At 42.9% G+C, this 16760-nt stretch carries 14 protein-coding genes; 9 read left to right on the top strand and 5 right to left on the bottom strand.

The genetic code is table 11. From position 1 onward, the window contains the following. Positions 1–242: 242 nt before the first annotated feature. On the bottom strand, positions 243–2369 hold the full coding sequence (locus AB4298_RS06570) for an EAL domain-containing protein (protein ID WP_371986115.1): 2127 nt from the start codon (positions 2367–2369) through the stop codon (positions 243–245). Between the two features lie 347 nt (positions 2370–2716). On the opposite strand from AB4298_RS06570, the gene AB4298_RS06565 reads away from it, so the two are divergent. The 3 genes from AB4298_RS06565 (at position 2717) to AB4298_RS06555 (ending at position 4801) form a co-directional block, all read left to right on the top strand. Next, a complete protein-coding gene (locus AB4298_RS06565; protein WP_249000707.1) occupies positions 2717–3076 on the top strand; it encodes a hypothetical protein in 360 nt (119 codons plus the stop codon). Positions 3077–3124: 48 nt separating this feature from the next. Next, positions 3125–3760 (top strand): class I SAM-dependent methyltransferase, encoded by a 636-nt coding sequence (locus tag AB4298_RS06560; RefSeq protein WP_371986114.1) that lies wholly within the window; start codon positions 3125–3127, stop codon positions 3758–3760. Positions 3761–3829: 69 nt separating this feature from the next. Next, on the top strand, positions 3830–4801 hold the full coding sequence (locus AB4298_RS06555; protein WP_249000705.1) for a hypothetical protein: 972 nt from the start codon (positions 3830–3832) through the stop codon (positions 4799–4801). Positions 4802–4857: 56 nt separating this feature from the next. On the opposite strand, the gene AB4298_RS06550 is transcribed toward AB4298_RS06555, so the two are convergent. After that, on the bottom strand, positions 4858–5523 hold the full coding sequence (locus tag AB4298_RS06550; protein WP_249000704.1) for a flagellar brake protein: 666 nt from the start codon (positions 5521–5523) through the stop codon (positions 4858–4860). Positions 5524–5842: 319 nt separating this feature from the next. On the opposite strand from AB4298_RS06550, the gene AB4298_RS06545 reads away from it, so the two are divergent. Beyond that, entirely contained in the window at positions 5843–7174 is a 1332-nt protein-coding gene (locus AB4298_RS06545) for a M16 family metallopeptidase (protein ID WP_371986112.1), read from the top strand. Next, positions 7171–8631, top strand: a complete 1461-nt coding sequence (locus AB4298_RS06540; protein WP_371986111.1) for a M16 family metallopeptidase — start codon at positions 7171–7173, stop codon at positions 8629–8631. The genes AB4298_RS06545 and AB4298_RS06540 overlap by 4 nt, the downstream gene beginning before the upstream one ends. Before the next feature lie 156 nt (positions 8632–8787). On the opposite strand, the gene trmL is transcribed toward AB4298_RS06540, so the two are convergent. After that, complete coding sequence (gene trmL / locus AB4298_RS06535; RefSeq protein WP_249000701.1) at positions 8788–9249, bottom strand: tRNA (uridine(34)/cytosine(34)/5-carboxymethylaminomethyluridine(34)-2'-O)-methyltransferase TrmL; 462 nt, start codon at positions 9247–9249, stop codon at positions 8788–8790. A 206-nt stretch (positions 9250–9455) separates the two neighbouring features. Here trmL and AB4298_RS06530 point away from each other — a divergent pair, with 206 nt between their 5' ends. The 4 genes from AB4298_RS06530 (at position 9456) to AB4298_RS06515 (ending at position 13843) form a co-directional block, all read left to right on the top strand. Continuing rightward, complete coding sequence (locus tag AB4298_RS06530; RefSeq protein WP_371986110.1) at positions 9456–10385, top strand: LysR family transcriptional regulator; 930 nt, start codon at positions 9456–9458, stop codon at positions 10383–10385. A 66-nt stretch (positions 10386–10451) separates the two neighbouring features. Further along, on the top strand, positions 10452–10958 hold the full coding sequence (locus tag AB4298_RS06525) for a GNAT family N-acetyltransferase (RefSeq protein ID WP_371986108.1): 507 nt from the start codon (positions 10452–10454) through the stop codon (positions 10956–10958). 936 nt (positions 10959–11894) lie between these two features. After that, positions 11895–13583: a KAP family P-loop NTPase fold protein gene (locus tag AB4298_RS06520; protein ID WP_371986107.1), complete on the top strand. Its 1689-nt coding sequence runs from the start codon at positions 11895–11897 to the stop codon at positions 13581–13583. Positions 13584–13687: 104 nt separating this feature from the next. Next, the gene (locus tag AB4298_RS06515; RefSeq protein WP_371986106.1) at positions 13688–13843 is read left to right on the top strand and encodes a hypothetical protein; all 156 of its coding nucleotides are present in this window, start codon (positions 13688–13690) and stop codon (positions 13841–13843) included. A gap of 267 nt (positions 13844–14110) precedes the next feature. On the opposite strand, the gene AB4298_RS06510 is transcribed toward AB4298_RS06515, so the two are convergent. Beyond that, positions 14111–14989, bottom strand: a complete 879-nt coding sequence (locus tag AB4298_RS06510; RefSeq protein WP_371986105.1) for a YjjW family glycine radical enzyme activase — start codon at positions 14987–14989, stop codon at positions 14111–14113. A 39-nt stretch (positions 14990–15028) separates the two neighbouring features. Continuing rightward, entirely contained in the window at positions 15029–16597 is a 1569-nt protein-coding gene (locus AB4298_RS06505) for a YjjI family glycine radical enzyme (protein WP_371986104.1), read from the bottom strand. Between the last annotated feature and the right edge of the window lie 163 nt (positions 16598–16760).

Here is a 16760-nt window from a genome sequence, read left to right as displayed (position 1 = left end):
TTGCTGATAATGACCTTTGCCTGCTGTAAAACATCTAATTGAATGTGGACTTTTGTGATTTGTATTGGTAATTGATTGAGGAAATCTCGTCGAAATCACGCAAATTTTTTGCCCAATGAGGTCTAATACTTTTGTCATCTAAAGATGATAGGAGTAGCTACGCCGGCACAAGCTTTTGCAGGGAGCGATACTGAATAACCTATTCGGTGTGCTTGGCGTAGTTGCGCTTCTATTCAGTCTTGTTAGGCGTTACAGCTAGCTAAAGACAGTTGTTCTGTATGGGTTAGTATTTGTACTGAAAATGTCTTTGCTTTTACAGGCTTACCGAAATAAAAACCTTGTCCCATACCCTTGCCGATAGTTAGCAGCGTATCGCGCTGATGTTGGTTTTCAATTCCCTCAACGATAAAACAGATATCTAATGTTTGCGCCAATTGAATCACGGCTTTGCAGAGTTTTTGCCCTTGTGGGCTATCTAAAGCTTGAGCAAAACCAGAGTCAATTTTTAGTGCATCTATAGGTAAACTACTGAGTCTACTTAGCGATGATAATCCGGCACCAAAGTCATCAATTGCGATGCTGATATTCATCGACTTTAATTGATTTAATACCTTAGTTATTAGCGCAGGACGTCGAATTAGAGCGCTTTCTGTTACTTCAATCACTAACGCGTCTGCTGGCAACTGTGTGCGATCTAAGGTATCGCGAACCATACTAATAAAATCCGGATGCTCTAGCTGAGAAGCTGAAATATTAACACTAATTTTAAGCGTTGAATTAAACTCTTTATGCCACTGGACCATCTGTAAGCATGCTTGCTCTAAAACCCATTGACCAACACTGACCATAGAGCCTGTTTCTTCCAAAAAAGGTAAGAAATCATGGGCTTCTATCATCTCGCCATTATTACGCTGCCAGCGTAATAATGCTTCCACGGCAACCAGAGCGTTAGATTCAAGATCTACCACACTTTGGTACACTAGGCTAAATTGTCTTAGGCTTTGGGCGTGGCGTAAGTCATTGAGTATGTGTAGTTTCTCTTCAGCAGCTTCACGAATTGTCGCATTATAAAAACGAATATGGCTAGGGCTGTTCTTAGCGGAATACATAGCTGTATCTGCCATGCTCAATAATTGATTTGGTTCATCACTTTGTTGTGGAAACAGAGAGATCCCTATGCTGGTTCCAAGGTAAAATTTTTGACCATTGATTTCGAATGGTGCTTCAAATAACGATAAAACCAACTCAGAAAAAGCTTCTATCTCTTCGGTTGTGCGGCACTCTGGTAGCACTAGTGTAAATTCATCACCACCGAGGCGAGCAATTTCCGCATTTTCAATACAACAAGCTTCTAAGCGCGCTGCGACCAGCTGCAAAACTTTATCGCCAGTTGAGTGACCAAAGCTGTCGTTAATGTTTTTAAATCCGTTAAGGTCTAAAAACATCAACGCTCCCATCAAGCCTGGAGATTGCTTAATATTGCTAATCGCTTTATTGAGTATTTTGATTAAATGAAAGCGATTTGGCAGGCCAGTTAACCTGTCGTACATGGCTTGTTGAGTGAGCTTGGCTTCAAGGGCTTTTTTCTCGCTGATATCACTAAACAAGTTGACGTAAAAAACTTGCTCATCGGCGTATATGCGGCGGCAACTTTGCCATGCTGGAAAAGTAGAACCATCAGAGCGACACTTCCACACTTCTCCCTGCCAGCTACGTTGGCTCGTTGAGCTGTTATTTGATTTGCTTAGCTCAAGATTAAGATCGGCTGGTTTCTTATTCAGTAAGTGCTCAGCGCTGTAACCGCAAATGCGACACATGGCTTTATTAACTGCCAAGATCTGATCATGCTCATCTGTGATATAAACGGCTTCAGCACTGTCTTCAAGCGTTACTGACATTAGCTCTTTAGGTAAGGTTTCAAAGCCGTTACTGATCTTTTTTCGAGTACGTTTACGTCTATCCATCGGCTGGAAAGAGATTACGGTTATCGGGGTGTCGTCTAATTCTGCAGGGTGTAAGGTGAGCATGGTTGGCAGCTCTTTACCTTGTTGACTCATGTGTAGCCAGCTAAAAGAAAGGGTTTCTCCTTTAGCCGCTTTTTTTAGCATCTGCTGGCCATATTCAACGCTACTCTTACCCGAGGATTGAATGCGTGGCGAAAAGTCGAATGGCGTTGCATGCAGAAAGTTTTGTTCTTGGCTCTCAAAGTAATTAAGAGTAGAAGTGTTGGCAGCAATAAATTGTTGCCCCTGAATAATGGCTAATGCTGGAGATTCCGCAGTGGTCTGCGCAAGCTTGAGTTGCTCTAGTAATGTCGGATCTGTGGCCGTTACACGGGAGTATAGTTTGGACCACATTGACGCACTCATACACTCTTCCCTTTTGGCATGACATTATTCAGTTGAAAAATAACGCAAATATTGATTTAAAAATCATCAATTCGATGGAGTTTTAATAATTAAGCGTCAAAAATACCTTTATTTGACGCTTTGCACAATTAAGATGTAACAAAATTGAATCTAGAGAACATTAATTTGAAAATATTGCGACAACGCCAAAATTAATAGTCACTTGTCGTTAACTTAACCGCTAAACGGTTATCGCAGCAGTTATTTTAAAGCGCTGCTTCAATTATAATCAAATAAAGAATATTGGATTCTGGCGCTATCGGAAAAATAGAAACCTGTGATGCTAGGTAACAAGGAAAAGGTTAACCATGAATATATTTGTAAAGATTAGTCATCCACTTATTTTGCTAGTTGCTGCATTGAGTAGTTTTGCGGTAATTGCTAGTGATGACCCGACCCAAAAGCGCGCTGACTCTTTGTCGCAGCAAGCTGAGCAGGTAAAGCAACAAGTTGAACAAGAACAGTTACAAAAGGCCCGTGATGCAGCTGAGCAAAGGACGCAACGAGAAGCAGATGTATTGAAACGACAACAGCATGGTGATTGGGAAAACGATCAAATAGAAAAAGCACAGCAACAATTTAAGCAACGAGAATCGCGAGAAGAAAAATATTTACGCGAAGCGCGAGAAGCGGCCAATAAACAACGTAAAATACCTAAGCCGTTTTAAGTTGTTTCAAATTGGTAATTACCAGTTGAGTGATAGTAGGAATATCTTTTGAGTCATTGTCCTTTATGCCAGCAGCATAGTTTAGTCGCTTTTCATCAAGATAAATTTAGACGTTATATGCGTTGTGGCCACTGCTTATTAGTCAGCGTGCCGAGTGAGTTTCTATTGAGTAGTACAGATGAAAAAGCGATTTACGATCAGCACCAAAATAATGCCGAGGATTTAGGTTATCGGCAGTTTTTGTCACGTGCAGTTGATCCTATTTTAGCGCGAGTGAACGCTAACAGTCAGGGCCTAGATTTTGGCTGCGGCCCAGGCCCTACCATTAGTGTTATGGCAGCAGAGCAAGGGGTTAAAGTTGATAACTATGATCTTTACTACTTTAACCAGCCTGAAAAGCTCACACGCCAATATGATTTTGTCACTATGACGGAAGTCATAGAACATGTAGCTGATGCCAAAGCGCTGTTAACGACACTCGATAACCTATTAAAACCCGGTTCATTGATGTTAATTATGACTAAGCGTGTCAGTGATCAAGCAGCATTTAGCAAGTGGCACTATAAAAACGATTTAACCCATATTAATTTCTACTCGACTGAAACTTTTGAGTGGATAGCGCAGCAATATAACTGGTCATTAGAAGTGTTAGGCAATGATGTGGTGTTATTTACTAAGTGTTAAAAGCGCTTGATAGCACTGCCGGCTTGTGACTAAAGTGTTTGGCAAAATATGAACAAAGGAATGAGTAGTATGAAAGCGACAGTATCGACACTTATCTATGGCATGTGGTTTTGTTTGAGTATCTCATTATCGGGTACCAGCTTAGCAGCTACCAGCGATTCAATAGCATTTCTTAATAAGGTTGATGCTGCAACTGTATTAACTCAAGAGGATGATTTTGTTGGTGGTATTAGCCAATTTGATATGGCGTCACGCATGAAGCGTGCAGACAGCCCAAGCAAAGCGGAATACTTAGCTTTTGTTGCTAGCCAAACTTTAGATTGGAGCGAGCAAGAACGGATAGCGGTGGAGCAAGCGTATGGTAAAATATTACCTAAACTTAAACAGTTAAATGTGTCTTTACCTAAGCCGATTCAGTTTATTAAAACCTCTGGCCTAGAAGAGGGCGGCGCGGCTTATACTCGCGGTCAGGCTATTATTTTGCAGCAAAAGCAGTTAAGTCATGCTGACGGCCTCCCAGGTTTGGTTGCCCATGAAATACTGCATATATTTTCGCGCTTTAACCCAGAGGTAAAACAAAAGCTGTATCAAGCAATTGGCTTTTATCCGGTTGGTGAAATTGCTTTTCCTAGCGACCTTTTGAAACAAAAAATTACTAACCCTGATGCACCTATTAATAACTTTGCAATTCAAGTGAGTTATCAAGGCAATATGGTTTGGGCAGTACCGATTCTTTATTCTGCAGAGCCGCAATATAGCCTAGAAAAAGGCGGTGAGTTCTTTGACTATCTTGAGTTTAACTTTGTTATTGTTGGGGATTCTGAGCAAGCGAGCACTAATATTTATGACCCTGACAATGCTCAAATTGTAAAAGTTTCAGAGTTAAAAGGATTCTTTAAACAGATTGGCCGCAATACCAATTATATTATTCATCCTGAAGAGATTATTGCTGAAAATTTCTCCTTTTTAATGACTGGAGAAACTGAGCTTAAATCACCTAAGTTGTTACATCACATTGAGCAGGTGTTTCTTGCGCGGTAATTAAGGTATCGCAGCAGTGATGGATTCGTTTATCGGGTGACTGCTGCGCTATTCAGTTAGCTGTTTAAGTGCTGTAGTACCACTTTTTGCACTAAATCTTCGGTTTCTTCAGCGCTAGCATCAATGATAAAACCATATTGGGCTAGCCCGGTTTGCGCTTCTAATTGCTGATTTTTTAGGATCACAGCAATAGTTTTAACTTCATCATCGAGCTCAATTTTAAGACGAAACTGACTATCTATAACAAAGTCTGTTCTAGCATCACCGGCAAAAGCACCGCCTTTGATTGAAATATCCTTCAAATGCCCGCTCAACACTACATCGCTAGCATCTGCCGAAATTAGGCTAGCTTTGATATTTATAGGTACACGAGAGTGTTGTCTTAAAGATACGGTTTGCAGCTCTTTGGGGTAGGTGATGATTAACCATTGCCCAGTCTCGCTGACGACTTTTTGAATCGTGCTGCGAAACGCTAAAATGTTAGCATCTTGCTCATCGCTATTGACCACGCGGATCACTACGCTCTGTCTTTCCCGGATATATGGGTTAGCGGTTTGCCAGCTCTTATCGTTACCTAAGGTTAAAATTACCGAGCGCCCGGGATCGACGCCGATTAAACGGCTACGCAAACGTATGGTCTGAGTGGGAGTGAGTAACTGCAAATGTACGTCTGTGTTGCAGTTGAGCGTATCTAATGTATTGAAGTCCTTTTCTGACTGCATAAGCGGCCTACCTCTCGCGGAACAGAATTTGAAACTAGCATAAAACCCTTGCTAACAAAACGTCATTACAGCTTTGTTAAGCCATGTTTACCTAGGGTTACAAATATTTGCTGTCATTAATTTGATTTTCATCGCCATTTGCTTTTTGATGGGGGCGGAATTCATAGTGAGAATCGCTATGATTTATAGCCGAAAGCCGAGTTTTGGTTATATTGTGGCTATAAAAATCAGCATATAACAAGAGTGCTTATAACAATCAGTATAAAACGTTGACTAGCACAACTTCTTATACTGGTTGCTATTAAACAAGGAGCGAATAATGAAGCGCTATACCAAGGCATTATTTTTAAGCCTAGGCATGCTGCTGGCAATGCCGATGGCACAAGCCACAGAAGCCAAAGATATTCAAAGTTTCACTTTGGACAATGGCATGAAGATTATGGTGTTAGAGGACAGTTCAATCCCTAACGCCAACATGTACCTTTTCTGGAAGGTTGGTTCACGGAATGAAGTTCCGGGGATCACTGGGATCTCACACTTTTTCGAGCATATGATGTTTAACGGCTCTAAGAAGTATGGCCCAAAGATGTTTGACCGCACTATGGAAGCGGCCGGTGGTGCAAACAATGCCTACACTACCGAAAACTTAACAGTGTATACCGATTGGTTCCCAGCCAATGCCATTGAAACTATTTTTGATCTTGAAGCCGATAGAATTGAAAACCTCGATATTAATGAGCAGATGGTGGAAAGTGAGCGCGGTGTGGTTGCATCAGAGCGTTTAACAGGGCTGGAAAATTCTAACTGGCGAGTGATCCAAGAAGAGCTAAAAGGAGCGGCATTTAGAGCGCACCCTTATAGCTGGTCGGTGATTGGCCATGAGTCAGATATTGAGGCTTGGACCTTAGATGATTTAACTCAATACCATAAAACGTACTACGCGCCGAACAATGCCGTCGTGGTGATTGCAGGTGATGTAAAGCTGGCCGAAGTGAAAAAGCTCGCCAATAAATACTTTGCTCCAATTCCGGCACAAGCACCGCCAAGAGAGGTGAAGACCGTTGAGCCGCTACAAAAAGGTGAGCGCCGCGTATTTGTGCAAAAAGCCTCAGTGAGCACGCCAAATGTAATGTTGGGTTACCACGTACCAGCTACATCAAATAGCGACTACTATGCGCTGGATCTATTGGCATCGATATTAACCACAGGCAACAGCTCACGTATGTATCAAGGCTTAGTAGATAAGCAAGTTGCCATCGAGGTCGATACTTATATGCCTATGTCGTTTGACCCTAACTTATTTTACGTTATGGGGGTGGCAAACCCAGGGGTAACAGCACCTGAACTTGAAGATGCAATGATTAGTGAAATCAATCGAATTTCACAACAAGGTGTGACAGAAGCTGAGCTTGAAAAGGTTAAAAACATTAAGCTGATGGGCTTTTACCGTGCGATGGAGACTATTAATGGTAAAGCCAATACGATTGGTACTTATGAGCTATTTTTTGGCAGTTACGACAAGTTATTTAACGCGCCAGAGGCTTATAACAAGGTGACGCCTGCAGACATTCAGCGTGTGGCACAAACTTACCTAAAACGTTCAAATCGCACCGTTGCTGTGCTGGCTGCAGAAGAGGAGGCTGACCAATGAAGACCTTATATTCAACCTTAAGCGGCAGAACGTTACAGCAACCTAAGCAGCTGCTCACGGCAATCGCCGTTGCGGGCGCGTTAGCTTTATCTGGTTGTGCAACGACGCAAGCACCAACCACCATTGATACTGGTAGCTTTAGTGTTCCAGCTTATCAACAGGTTAAGCTTTCTAACGGCTTAACTGTGTATATGATGCCGCAACGTGAAGTGCCACTCATTACCATAGATGCCACAGTACGAGTTGGTGCCGTTAACGATACAACTTCTGGTGTTGCAGAGATGACCGCTGCTGGTTTGATGCTAGGCGCCGCGGGCAAGACTAAGCTTGAAATTGAGCAAGAAATTGACTTCTTAGGTGCGAGCTTAAGCAGTGGTGCAGGTAAAGAAGGTAGCTTTATTAGCAGTAATTTTATGGCAAAAGACGCTGATAAAATGTTGCCGCTAATTAAAGACATGCTGGTTGCGCCGGACTTTGATGCCACCGAGTTTGATAAATTACGCCAACGCGAAATCGCCGGACTATCGCAAGCAAAAGAGAGTCCGCGAGCGGTGATTAGTCGTTACTACGACAAGCTTATTTTTAGCGAACATCCTTACGGCAACGCAACATCAGGCAATAGCACATCACTTGCAGAGCTAACCATCCCGCAGCTACGTGCATTCCATAAGAGCTACTATCAGCCATCAAATACGGCAATTAGTGTAGTTGGTGATTTTGAGCCTGCGCAGATGCAGGCCAAGTTAGAAAAGTTATTTGCTAACTGGCAAGACTCAGAACCAGTGACTTTAGTCGACCTTTCTAAAGGTTTGCCTAAACTAGAAGAAGCCGATGTCTTGTTAGTGGATAAGCCAGACGCCATTGAAACAACGTTTTTGATTGGTGGCATGGGGATTAGTCGTGACAACCCAGACTATGTAGGCCTTACAGTGATAAATACCATTTTAGGTGGCCGTTTTACCTCATGGCTTAATGACGAGCTTAGAGTTAATGCGGGTTTAACCTACGGTGCTCGCTCAGGTTTTAGTGCTTACTCGGCGTCAGGTACCTTTAAAATCAGTACCTTTACCCAAACGGCGACCACTAAGGAAACTATCGATCTAGCCTTAAAAACTTATGCAAGACTGTGGGAGCAGGGCTTAGATCAAGTCACCCTAGACTCGGCTAAAGCCTACGTTAAAGGGCAGTTCCCGCCTAAGTACGAGACCAGTGGTCAGCTTGCAGGGCTAATGTCTGATATGTATTTATATGGTTTTGACGATGCGTTTATTAATGAGTTTCAGGCTAAAGTTGATGGCTTAACGCTAGAAGAGTCAAAGCGCTTAATTGATACTTATTTCCCTAAAAAGAACCTGCAGTTTGTCATCATAGGTAACGCCGCTAAGATTGCGCCGATAGCCCAAGAGCATGGCAAGGTTAAGCAAGTGAATATGACCGATGTAGGTTTTGGTGGATAAGCATAAGTTTTAGATTGCTTACATCAGCTTAAATAGCCAAAAGCCGCGATTATCGCGGCTTTTTAATGTCTGGAACATTTATGGCAAAAGCCCATGGATGGGCAGCTTTTGGCGTTGTGTCTGGAACATTTATGGCTGTATTTTTTTAGCTAAGATTTACACGCCTGCGTAATCTAGCTGACGCCAAGCCTCATAGCTGATAATGGCTACCGCATTCGACAGGTTTAAGCTGCGGCTAGTAGACATCATCGGGATGCGTAGGCGCTGCTCAGTTGGAATCGAATCGATGATATCTGCCGGCAAGCCGCGGCTTTCTGGGCCAAATAGCAATACATCGTCTTGCTTAAATGTTAGCTCTGAGTGCGGTCGGCTGCCCTTAGTCGTGCAGGCCATAATGCGTTTGCCAGCCATTGCTTCAAGGAAGGCTTCAAAGTTTTTATGGTGGGTCACATTGGCTAAATCGGCGTAGTCTAAACCGGCGCGGCGTAGCTTCTTATCTTCTAAATCGAAGCCTAATGGCTCAATCAAATGCAAATGGCAGCCGTTGTTAGCGATTAAGCGGATGATATTACCCGTATTTGGGGCGATTTCGGGTTCGTAAAGCGCGATATTAAACATGCTGATCTGCCTAAAAATTAGTGAGCCGAGATTATACGGTAAAAATTGCTAAGCGGAAAATAGCTATCATTGCCAAGTCAGGTCGCATAAGGCAATGCAATCGCGTGCTTACGTGAGGCGGCTCGTAATAATCGCAACAGGTAATATACGGCTGCTAGCTTTACTACTATATTGCAGCCTATCGATACCTGCTTTTAGGCTCATTAATGGATCTCGCCAAACTCTCGCGGATCAGCATGAAACATCTGATCACCTTGCATGTGATGCTCGACACCTTGAGCGTTACAGCCAGTGCTGAGCGATTATGCTTAAGTCCATCTTCGGTGAGTAAAACCTTAAGTCAGTTAAGGCAAAGCCTTGATGATGAGTTGTTTTATCGACACGGTAACAAGCTGGTGGCAACCCCATTAGCGAGGCGGCTCGGGCCGAGTGTGCATCAAATTATCAATGATATGAATCAGCTGATGACTCAAGAAGCTTTCAATCCTGCAGAGTATAGTGGCCGTTTTTCATTGGCGATGCGTGAGAGTACCTTTGAACTACTTGCCGCTAAATTTAGCGCGCATATATTGCGTTTAGCGCCGAATATTCGTTTCGATATTTGCGCTAAAGATAGCGTTGGTTTTTACGGTTTAGTTAAAGGCAATTTAGATTTTATTGTATTGCCTCATGATAGAAGTCAGCCGCCAATTTCACAGCAAGAATTGGTTTGGCAAACTTTGATTACTGACGAGATGGTGTGCTTGATGAACCCGGAGCATCCACTTGCACAGCAACAACAGATGTCGATCCACGACTACCTCAGCTTTAGTCATATTGGCATTAGCGATACTGACCTCAATACGCCTTTTTTTGAGATGCAATTAGCCCAGCAGTCGCACAATCGCGCAGTACCTATTTCGGTGGCCGACTTTGGTAGTGCGGCATTACTGTGCCATCACAGTGAATTACTGTTTACCTGCTCACGGCGTTGGGCTGAAAATGCTATTCAAGCCAAAGGCTTAGTAACTAAGGCTATGCCGCTGGATTATGGTGAGGTGGCTTATAGTTTGGTGTGGCACAAGCAAAGTATGAATGACCCAGCACTGCGGTGGTTGCAACAACAGTTAGTTGAGTTTGCGCGCCAAGCGTTTTAGCAAGTTAAAACAAAAGTAAACCGCTACATAGGTTTTGAATTAATTACGTTTTCTAGGGGATTGGTCATGACTATTCATATTCGTAAAGAACAAGCGAATGACGTACAAGCTATAGATTCGGTAACCGTCGCAGCATTTCTTGAAGCGCCGCACACAGATCATACTGAACAGTTTATTGTTAAAGCGCTGCGCAGTGCTGGGGCATTATCGATATCGCTTGTGGCCGAAGAGGGTGACGCGATTGTGGGGCACGTGGCAATTTCTCCGGTAACGATTAGTGATGGGGCTGAGCATTTGTATGGCCTAGGCCCAATATCGGTATTGCCAACAGAGCAGGGTAAAGGGATCGGTAAAGCATTAATGCTGGCCGCCATAGATGAGTTAAATGCCCTTAATGCGGCAGGTTGTGTAGTACTTGGGGAGCCAAGTTATTACGGCCGTTTTGGTTTTAAAGCTAAGGCTGAACTCGTGTTAGCCGGTGTGCCAGCGGAGTATTTTCAAGCGTTGCAATTGCAAGGTGATTTGCCAGCGGGTGAAGTGCATTACCATGAAGGTTTTGCAGCACAAAGTTAGCTTGATTTAACGGTCGATAAAATCATTGCAAGTGACTGGCTGAGGCGTTGTAGTGAATAACTCTTCTGTTGCTAGCTTTAACGCTAACTAACAGAGCTAACTCTCCTGAAGTGGCCTTTGAGTAGTTTTTAAACGCAAACAAATAAAAGTTTGACACGCGTCACGTTTTCTTGCTAGTTTGAACTCAGCGGTTTAGGTCGGAGAGTTCATTGATATAACGAGGACTCAATCGACTGGGAGTTCGACATTAGCTAGCTCCGCTGGCTGGGCCGGATTCGACAGAGCTGAGGCATTGTTATTAGAAGCTTCGACCGGACTACTTTTCAATCCGACTCTTGAGTACATTTTCGGATACCCATTGAGTTACTTTCGAGTAACTTTGAAAGTCTAAGTAGTTGAGTTTTATCTTAGGCTGTAAAACAAAAAAGCATCCCAATGGGGTGCTTTTTTTTTGCTTTGAGTTTTGGGTTGATGGTTAGACGTTGTCTAACAATTCACATTGTGGCTTTGCCACTTATCAGGCTACGCCTGAACTTGAGCAATTAAGCTGCGCTTAATAAACGTCGTGGGATTCCATCCCACACCCGGGCAAGGAGGACTGCTCGTCCTATCCTCCTTGCATCCACCATGACGGCCCTAACGAAGTTGTTGATCCTCAGTCATTTTCAAAAATCGCTATCGCCTCAGAATCGCCATCCATGGCTCTACTAAGGCTACCTCGTCATCCATGACTCGCTCACGCCATTTATCTTCAATGACCTCGGCAACTCCGATGGGGAATCGGTGTATCCAGTAAATTTGGGAGTACTCTTAATAAAAGTTTTCTTATATCTAGATTTAGAATCAAACTTTGTTCAAGAGTTTGTTTTTATTTGCTTAAAACATAGTTGGGTAAGATACTGTTTGCCTGCTTAAGCATTCAATTTAAGAGAAATTATGAAGTTAGAAGGTGGTTTTGACTGGTCTGAAGAACTTAGTATTGAAAGTGGATCTCAACCTTTGGAGCTTTTGCCGCCTGATAGGTTAGGTAGAAAGAAATACGCTGAGTTCATTGCAAAGTTTTTAGTTTCTCAAGGTTACGATGCTCAAAACGATAAGCGTCATAACTATGTTCTTAATTTGAATGCAGAATGGGGAGCGGGAAAGACTTATTTCCTTAAACGATTAGCTGAGGAGCTAAAACCGCATCACCCGGTTGTATATATTGATGCATGGAAGCAAGATTACTCTGACGACCCTTTAATGACGGTTATCTCATCGATGATTAGCCAGCTAAGAGAACAAGCTGGGAAGAATGCTGATGATAGTATTTATAAAGCTCCGAGAAAGGCGATGGGTTTACTAAAAGCTGCTGCACCTGCAATTGTGGGCGGAATAACAAAGAAGTTTTTAGGTATAGACCATGTAGCTATTTTGAATGCTGTTGAAGATGAAGGGGATATTGGTGAGAAAGTCACAGATGAAAAAGGTCAGCCTATCGATATGGGCGCAGCAGCTTCTCAATTAGTTAAACATTTAATTGATGAGCATGACGCAAAGGCTAAATCGATTGAAAACTTAAAGGTTCATGTTAAGGAGTGGGTCGAGGCGGTAATTGGTTTAGACCAAAACAAGCACAAAGAGCTTAAACGGCGCTCATTTCCTGCATTTGTTTTTATAGATGAACTTGATAGGTGTAGACCTAGTTATGCAGTGGAAATGCTTGAAACTATCAAGTACATCTTTGATATTCCTGGTGTAGTTTTTGTGGTTGGTACAGACACTGAGCAGCTTCAACATGCTGTAAAAGCTATCTATGGAGAAGGCTTTAACGCGAGAAATTATTTAGGTCGATTTTTTAATAGCCGTTTTACGTTGAGACAACCAGACATTAAAAGTTTACTAGCAGTCCATTGTGACAGCAGCAAGTTAACAGGGGGATATTTCCGAGATTTGAGGATATCAGTATGGCCTGAGAATGAAAGTGCTGAAGATAATATCGCGAATATAGCAGCTGTTATAAACTGTTTTAATTTACCCGCTCGAACCGTTATTCAGATTACAGACAGAGTGATTGCAACACTCAGTAATTTGCCTATCGGTAGTAAACTAGACCTTTTGATGCTTGTTACATTGCTATGTTTCAGAGAAAAAGATGAAGCTTTATTTGAAGATATAATGGCTGGAGACTTTGAGAGAGAGCAAAAAGGTTACGGCAATAAGTTAAAGCTTAATCAATTTATGACCATTAATTATAAGTCAAAAAGTATAGTGGTATCTAACTTTGAACCCGCTTTAAAGTTACCAGACATTAGGCCTAACTCTGGTAATAAGTATGCAAATGCATCTTATTTTATGACTTTAAATAAATATTTTGAGATATTCTCTTCGTTTTTTTCTGGTGATAACACGGCCACTAACTTGATATTATCAAGAAGCAGGGAAAAGAGTTCTAATCCTATAGAAGAGTTGCAAGTAATACTTAAGCAATTGGAACCGAGCAGGAGTAATGATAATTATAGGGATGAAATTGGCAATACTTGGTTAAAGTATTTATATCTAGATTGTGGTTTAGACAAACTGAAGTCTGATGATTATAAAGATCTTGTTGAGCTATCTTCGTCACTGGATTGGCTGGATGATTAGCCTGTTTTAAATTTATAAATTAGATGCTCCTAGTTCTTTAGGTGTGACTCATAATCCAAAAAATTCGCTTTTCTAACCCAGTGTAGATGCGGCTTAGGCCTTTGATGGCATGGATGCCATCGTTGAGTTTACACGGACGTACTTGCAGCGTGCCTAAGAAGTATCTGCACATACGCCGGCTGCAAGCCGTTGGAACCACCGATGTTAGAAGTTGGCTTGAAGATTCAAGTGATGAAGAATCTAAAGGTTCACCGCTGTAGATTTTTCCCAATCAAAATATACGGCATATACTAAAAGTTTCGCTTTTCTAATTTAGTGTGGATGCGGCCGTGACCGTCCATGACATGGACGTCATGGCCGAGCTTCCATGGATGGACTTGTAGCGTGTCACGGCAGCGTCTGCACATACGCCGGCTGCAGGCCATTGGAACCACCAATGCTGGACGTTGGTTTGAAGATTCAAGTGATGAACAACCCAAAGGTTCAGCGCTTTAACCTAAAGCGTCACACTAGGCTGGCAAGAAAGCCTACAAATAAACATTGGGTAATATAAGATTAGCCACACCATGTTCAGCCAACCGTGCCGCTAACTCAAGCATCTTTTCTTCACTGCATGTTTCCCACTGACGGGCTTCGCCGGTGACGCCATGATGTTGAAAGGCATTGAGCTTTACCCTAACACTCGCAGGTAACTGGGTTAAATAGCCTGCTATGGCGTTAACCTCAGTATCGATATCACTGATTTTGGGAATATACAGTAGACGTATTTCGTAAAGCTTATTTTGCTCCGCGAGTAGCTTTAAACTACTGAACACTCTATGGTTGTCACGACCGGTAATGTAACGATGGGTGTGTTCTTGCCAAGATTTTAAATCAATCATTGCGCCATCTAGATAAGGCATGACTTGTTGCCAGCCGCCTTCAGAAACATAACCGTTACTGTCTATCATGCAACTTAAATGGGCTAAATCGTCGCTGGTTTTAATCGCTTTAAATAACTCGATGATAAACGGCAGTTGCAGGGTGGCCTCACCGCCACTGACGGTAATGCCGTTAATAAAATGCACTTGCTTACGGATCTGTTCTAGCATCTGCGGCACGCTGTATTGGCGAGTCTTAGGGCTAGATTGCTTAGGGCAGGTGGATAAACAGGTATCGCATTGAGTGCAGCTATTACTGTTCCACACAACCTGAGGCTTACCTTGTGCGTTGTAAGTCAGTGATAAGGCATTTGCTGGGCAGGTAGCAACGCAATTACCGCAATTGTCACACATATCTATGGTGTACGGGTTGTGACAATTTTTGCAGTTGAAGTTACACCCCTGCAGGAAGATGACCAGGCGGCTGCCTGGTCCATCGACACAAGAGAAGGGAATAATTTGGTTAACGGTTGCGACTCTGCCCATCTTTTTAATCTACTTCCTTACGTCAATCATATATCTGAATTACTTGCTATATGCAGGTGTGTGCTCATGAGCGACAACCCGTGGTTGACGTTGTAAAAATTTAGCGGTTTCCGCAGCTTCAGCACCTAAGCCTGTCGTGTTAGTGCGCGAGCCTTGCTCTTTATAGCGAGCGATATCTGACTTCTTCACCATGTAACCAGTGACTCGAACTAAATCATGAGAGGCAACGTTGGCGCTAAATATACGTAAACCTTGGTTTAACGCACCTTTGCACAACTGCATCATCGCCAGTGGATTAGTCTTGATTGTTTCATCGATAGTCAGAATGTCGCTAATGCCGGAAGTGTAGTATTGATGATGCTCAGCTACGGCTTGGATGTGCGAAATCGCGTCGGGTTCGGTACCGTACGGAATGCGTACTCCAGGTGTCACATCTCTATCTGTGTTCATGCCACCTTGAGAGTGCAGCAGTGCGCGACCTTTATAACCGAATTTTACCGGTGTCGATTTAACGATGGCATCAAGTGCTTTAGAGATCTTATGCCCTAGCTCGTTGGCGGCAGTGTTATGACCATAAAGGTTACTTGGCTGCTTTGCTATAGAGTGGTCTAAGCTGTCTTCATTAAAGTCAGGTTTGCCTTGTAAGATATTAACGGCTTCAGCCATGCCATAAATACCAAACATAGGCGCAAAGCGTGACTCTTCAATTAATCCCTCTTGTACTAAGAAGCTATTAAAGAAGTTTGATTCTTGGTGCAAGAACGAAGCGCGTGCATCGATTAACTCATAGGTTAGCTGGCAATAGTGCGGCAATACATTAGTGAAAAAGTCACCTATGCTGCTTGCTTTTAACGCCACTTCTTTAAGGTTGAGTCGAGACAAGGTATTAGCCCCACCAGCGAGTGGCAACGAGTTATAGCAGCTGACAATACCAAAACCCTGTTGATCAAATGCGCGGGTATTAATAGGGTAGTTGGCAATGTGCGGCTTACTGCATTCGCAAATGTTGCTGGCGGCAATTTGCAATAGTGCCTCTGGGGTGACGGCAGGATCGTACATAAAGGTCAAATTTGGCGCGATCTGCTTTAGCTCGGCATCGATGCGTAAAATGGTGCGGCAAACGATGTTGTCAGTCGGACCAATGTTGACGTGCATAAAGGCGTCTGGCAGGGTGCGATCTAGCATGATCCAAAATAGTCTTAGCTTGCGGTAAATAGTCTCGTCATCTAACCCTTGGCAATAAGGCAATAACACATCGTCAAGCTGACCTAAGTAAACTGGGATATTGGTGACCGATGGCACGTGATGATAAATAATCGTTAGTGCGTTTAAGGCTTCGTCAAGATCTTGTGCTGGGCTTAGCTCCAAATATTCAGAACCATTTTGTAAGAATTTGACATAGTCTGGTAGCACATATCGTGGCTTGAATGGCGCATTGCCTTCAAACATATCGCAAATTACCCCTTGGGTTTTGGCCTGTGCTAAAGCCTCTGAGATCTTTACATATGGCAAGCTTGATTCAGCTTCTAAGGCTAAGTAGTTGGCTTTTTGTTTTGGCGATAGACGAGGGTCACGGGTAATTTGTGCGAAACGATTTTCTACAGTCATGATGCAGTATCCACTATTTTTTGTGGGGATATTTTACTGCGCTAAAATTGAATTCTAATAGTGAAAAACTGCTAAAAAGTGATTTCCATTATGGAAATACGCTTGGTGAGATCGCAAGTTTCGGGAAACTGCTAACTAACATAAAAACAGGCTAGCAAAAGGG

The organism is Shewanella sp. 10N.261.52.F9 (assembly GCF_041471165.1).
GTDB lineage: Bacteria > Pseudomonadota > Gammaproteobacteria > Enterobacterales > Shewanellaceae > Shewanella > Shewanella marinintestina.
The sequence above is the reverse complement of the archived record's forward strand: the minus strand, read 5'-3'. Positions and strand labels throughout refer to the sequence as shown.

Excerpts from the sequence above, each read along its gene's own strand:
- AB4298_RS06570 (WP_371986115.1), bottom strand. The coding sequence starts at position 2,369 with ATGAGTGCGTCAATGTGGTCCAAACTATACTCCCGTGTAACGGCCACA.
- AB4298_RS06565 (WP_249000707.1), top strand. The coding sequence starts at position 2,717 with ATGAATATATTTGTAAAGATTAGTCATCCACTTATTTTGCTAGTTGCT.
- AB4298_RS06555 (WP_249000705.1), top strand. The coding sequence starts at position 3,830 with ATGAAAGCGACAGTATCGACACTTATCTATGGCATGTGGTTTTGTTTG.
- AB4298_RS06550 (WP_249000704.1), bottom strand. The coding sequence starts at position 5,523 with ATGCAGTCAGAAAAGGACTTCAATACATTAGATACGCTCAACTGCAAC.
- AB4298_RS06545 (WP_371986112.1), top strand. The coding sequence starts at position 5,843 with ATGAAGCGCTATACCAAGGCATTATTTTTAAGCCTAGGCATGCTGCTG.
- AB4298_RS06540 (WP_371986111.1), top strand. The coding sequence starts at position 7,171 with ATGAAGACCTTATATTCAACCTTAAGCGGCAGAACGTTACAGCAACCT.
- trmL (WP_249000701.1), bottom strand. The coding sequence starts at position 9,249 with ATGTTTAATATCGCGCTTTACGAACCCGAAATCGCCCCAAATACGGGT.
- AB4298_RS06530 (WP_371986110.1), top strand. The coding sequence starts at position 9,456 with ATGGATCTCGCCAAACTCTCGCGGATCAGCATGAAACATCTGATCACC.
- AB4298_RS06525 (WP_371986108.1), top strand. The coding sequence starts at position 10,452 with ATGACTATTCATATTCGTAAAGAACAAGCGAATGACGTACAAGCTATA.
- AB4298_RS06520 (WP_371986107.1), top strand. The coding sequence starts at position 11,895 with ATGAAGTTAGAAGGTGGTTTTGACTGGTCTGAAGAACTTAGTATTGAA.
- AB4298_RS06515 (WP_371986106.1), top strand. The coding sequence starts at position 13,688 with ATGGCATGGATGCCATCGTTGAGTTTACACGGACGTACTTGCAGCGTG.
- AB4298_RS06510 (WP_371986105.1), bottom strand. The coding sequence starts at position 14,989 with ATGGGCAGAGTCGCAACCGTTAACCAAATTATTCCCTTCTCTTGTGTC.
- AB4298_RS06505 (WP_371986104.1), bottom strand. The coding sequence starts at position 16,597 with ATGACTGTAGAAAATCGTTTCGCACAAATTACCCGTGACCCTCGTCTA.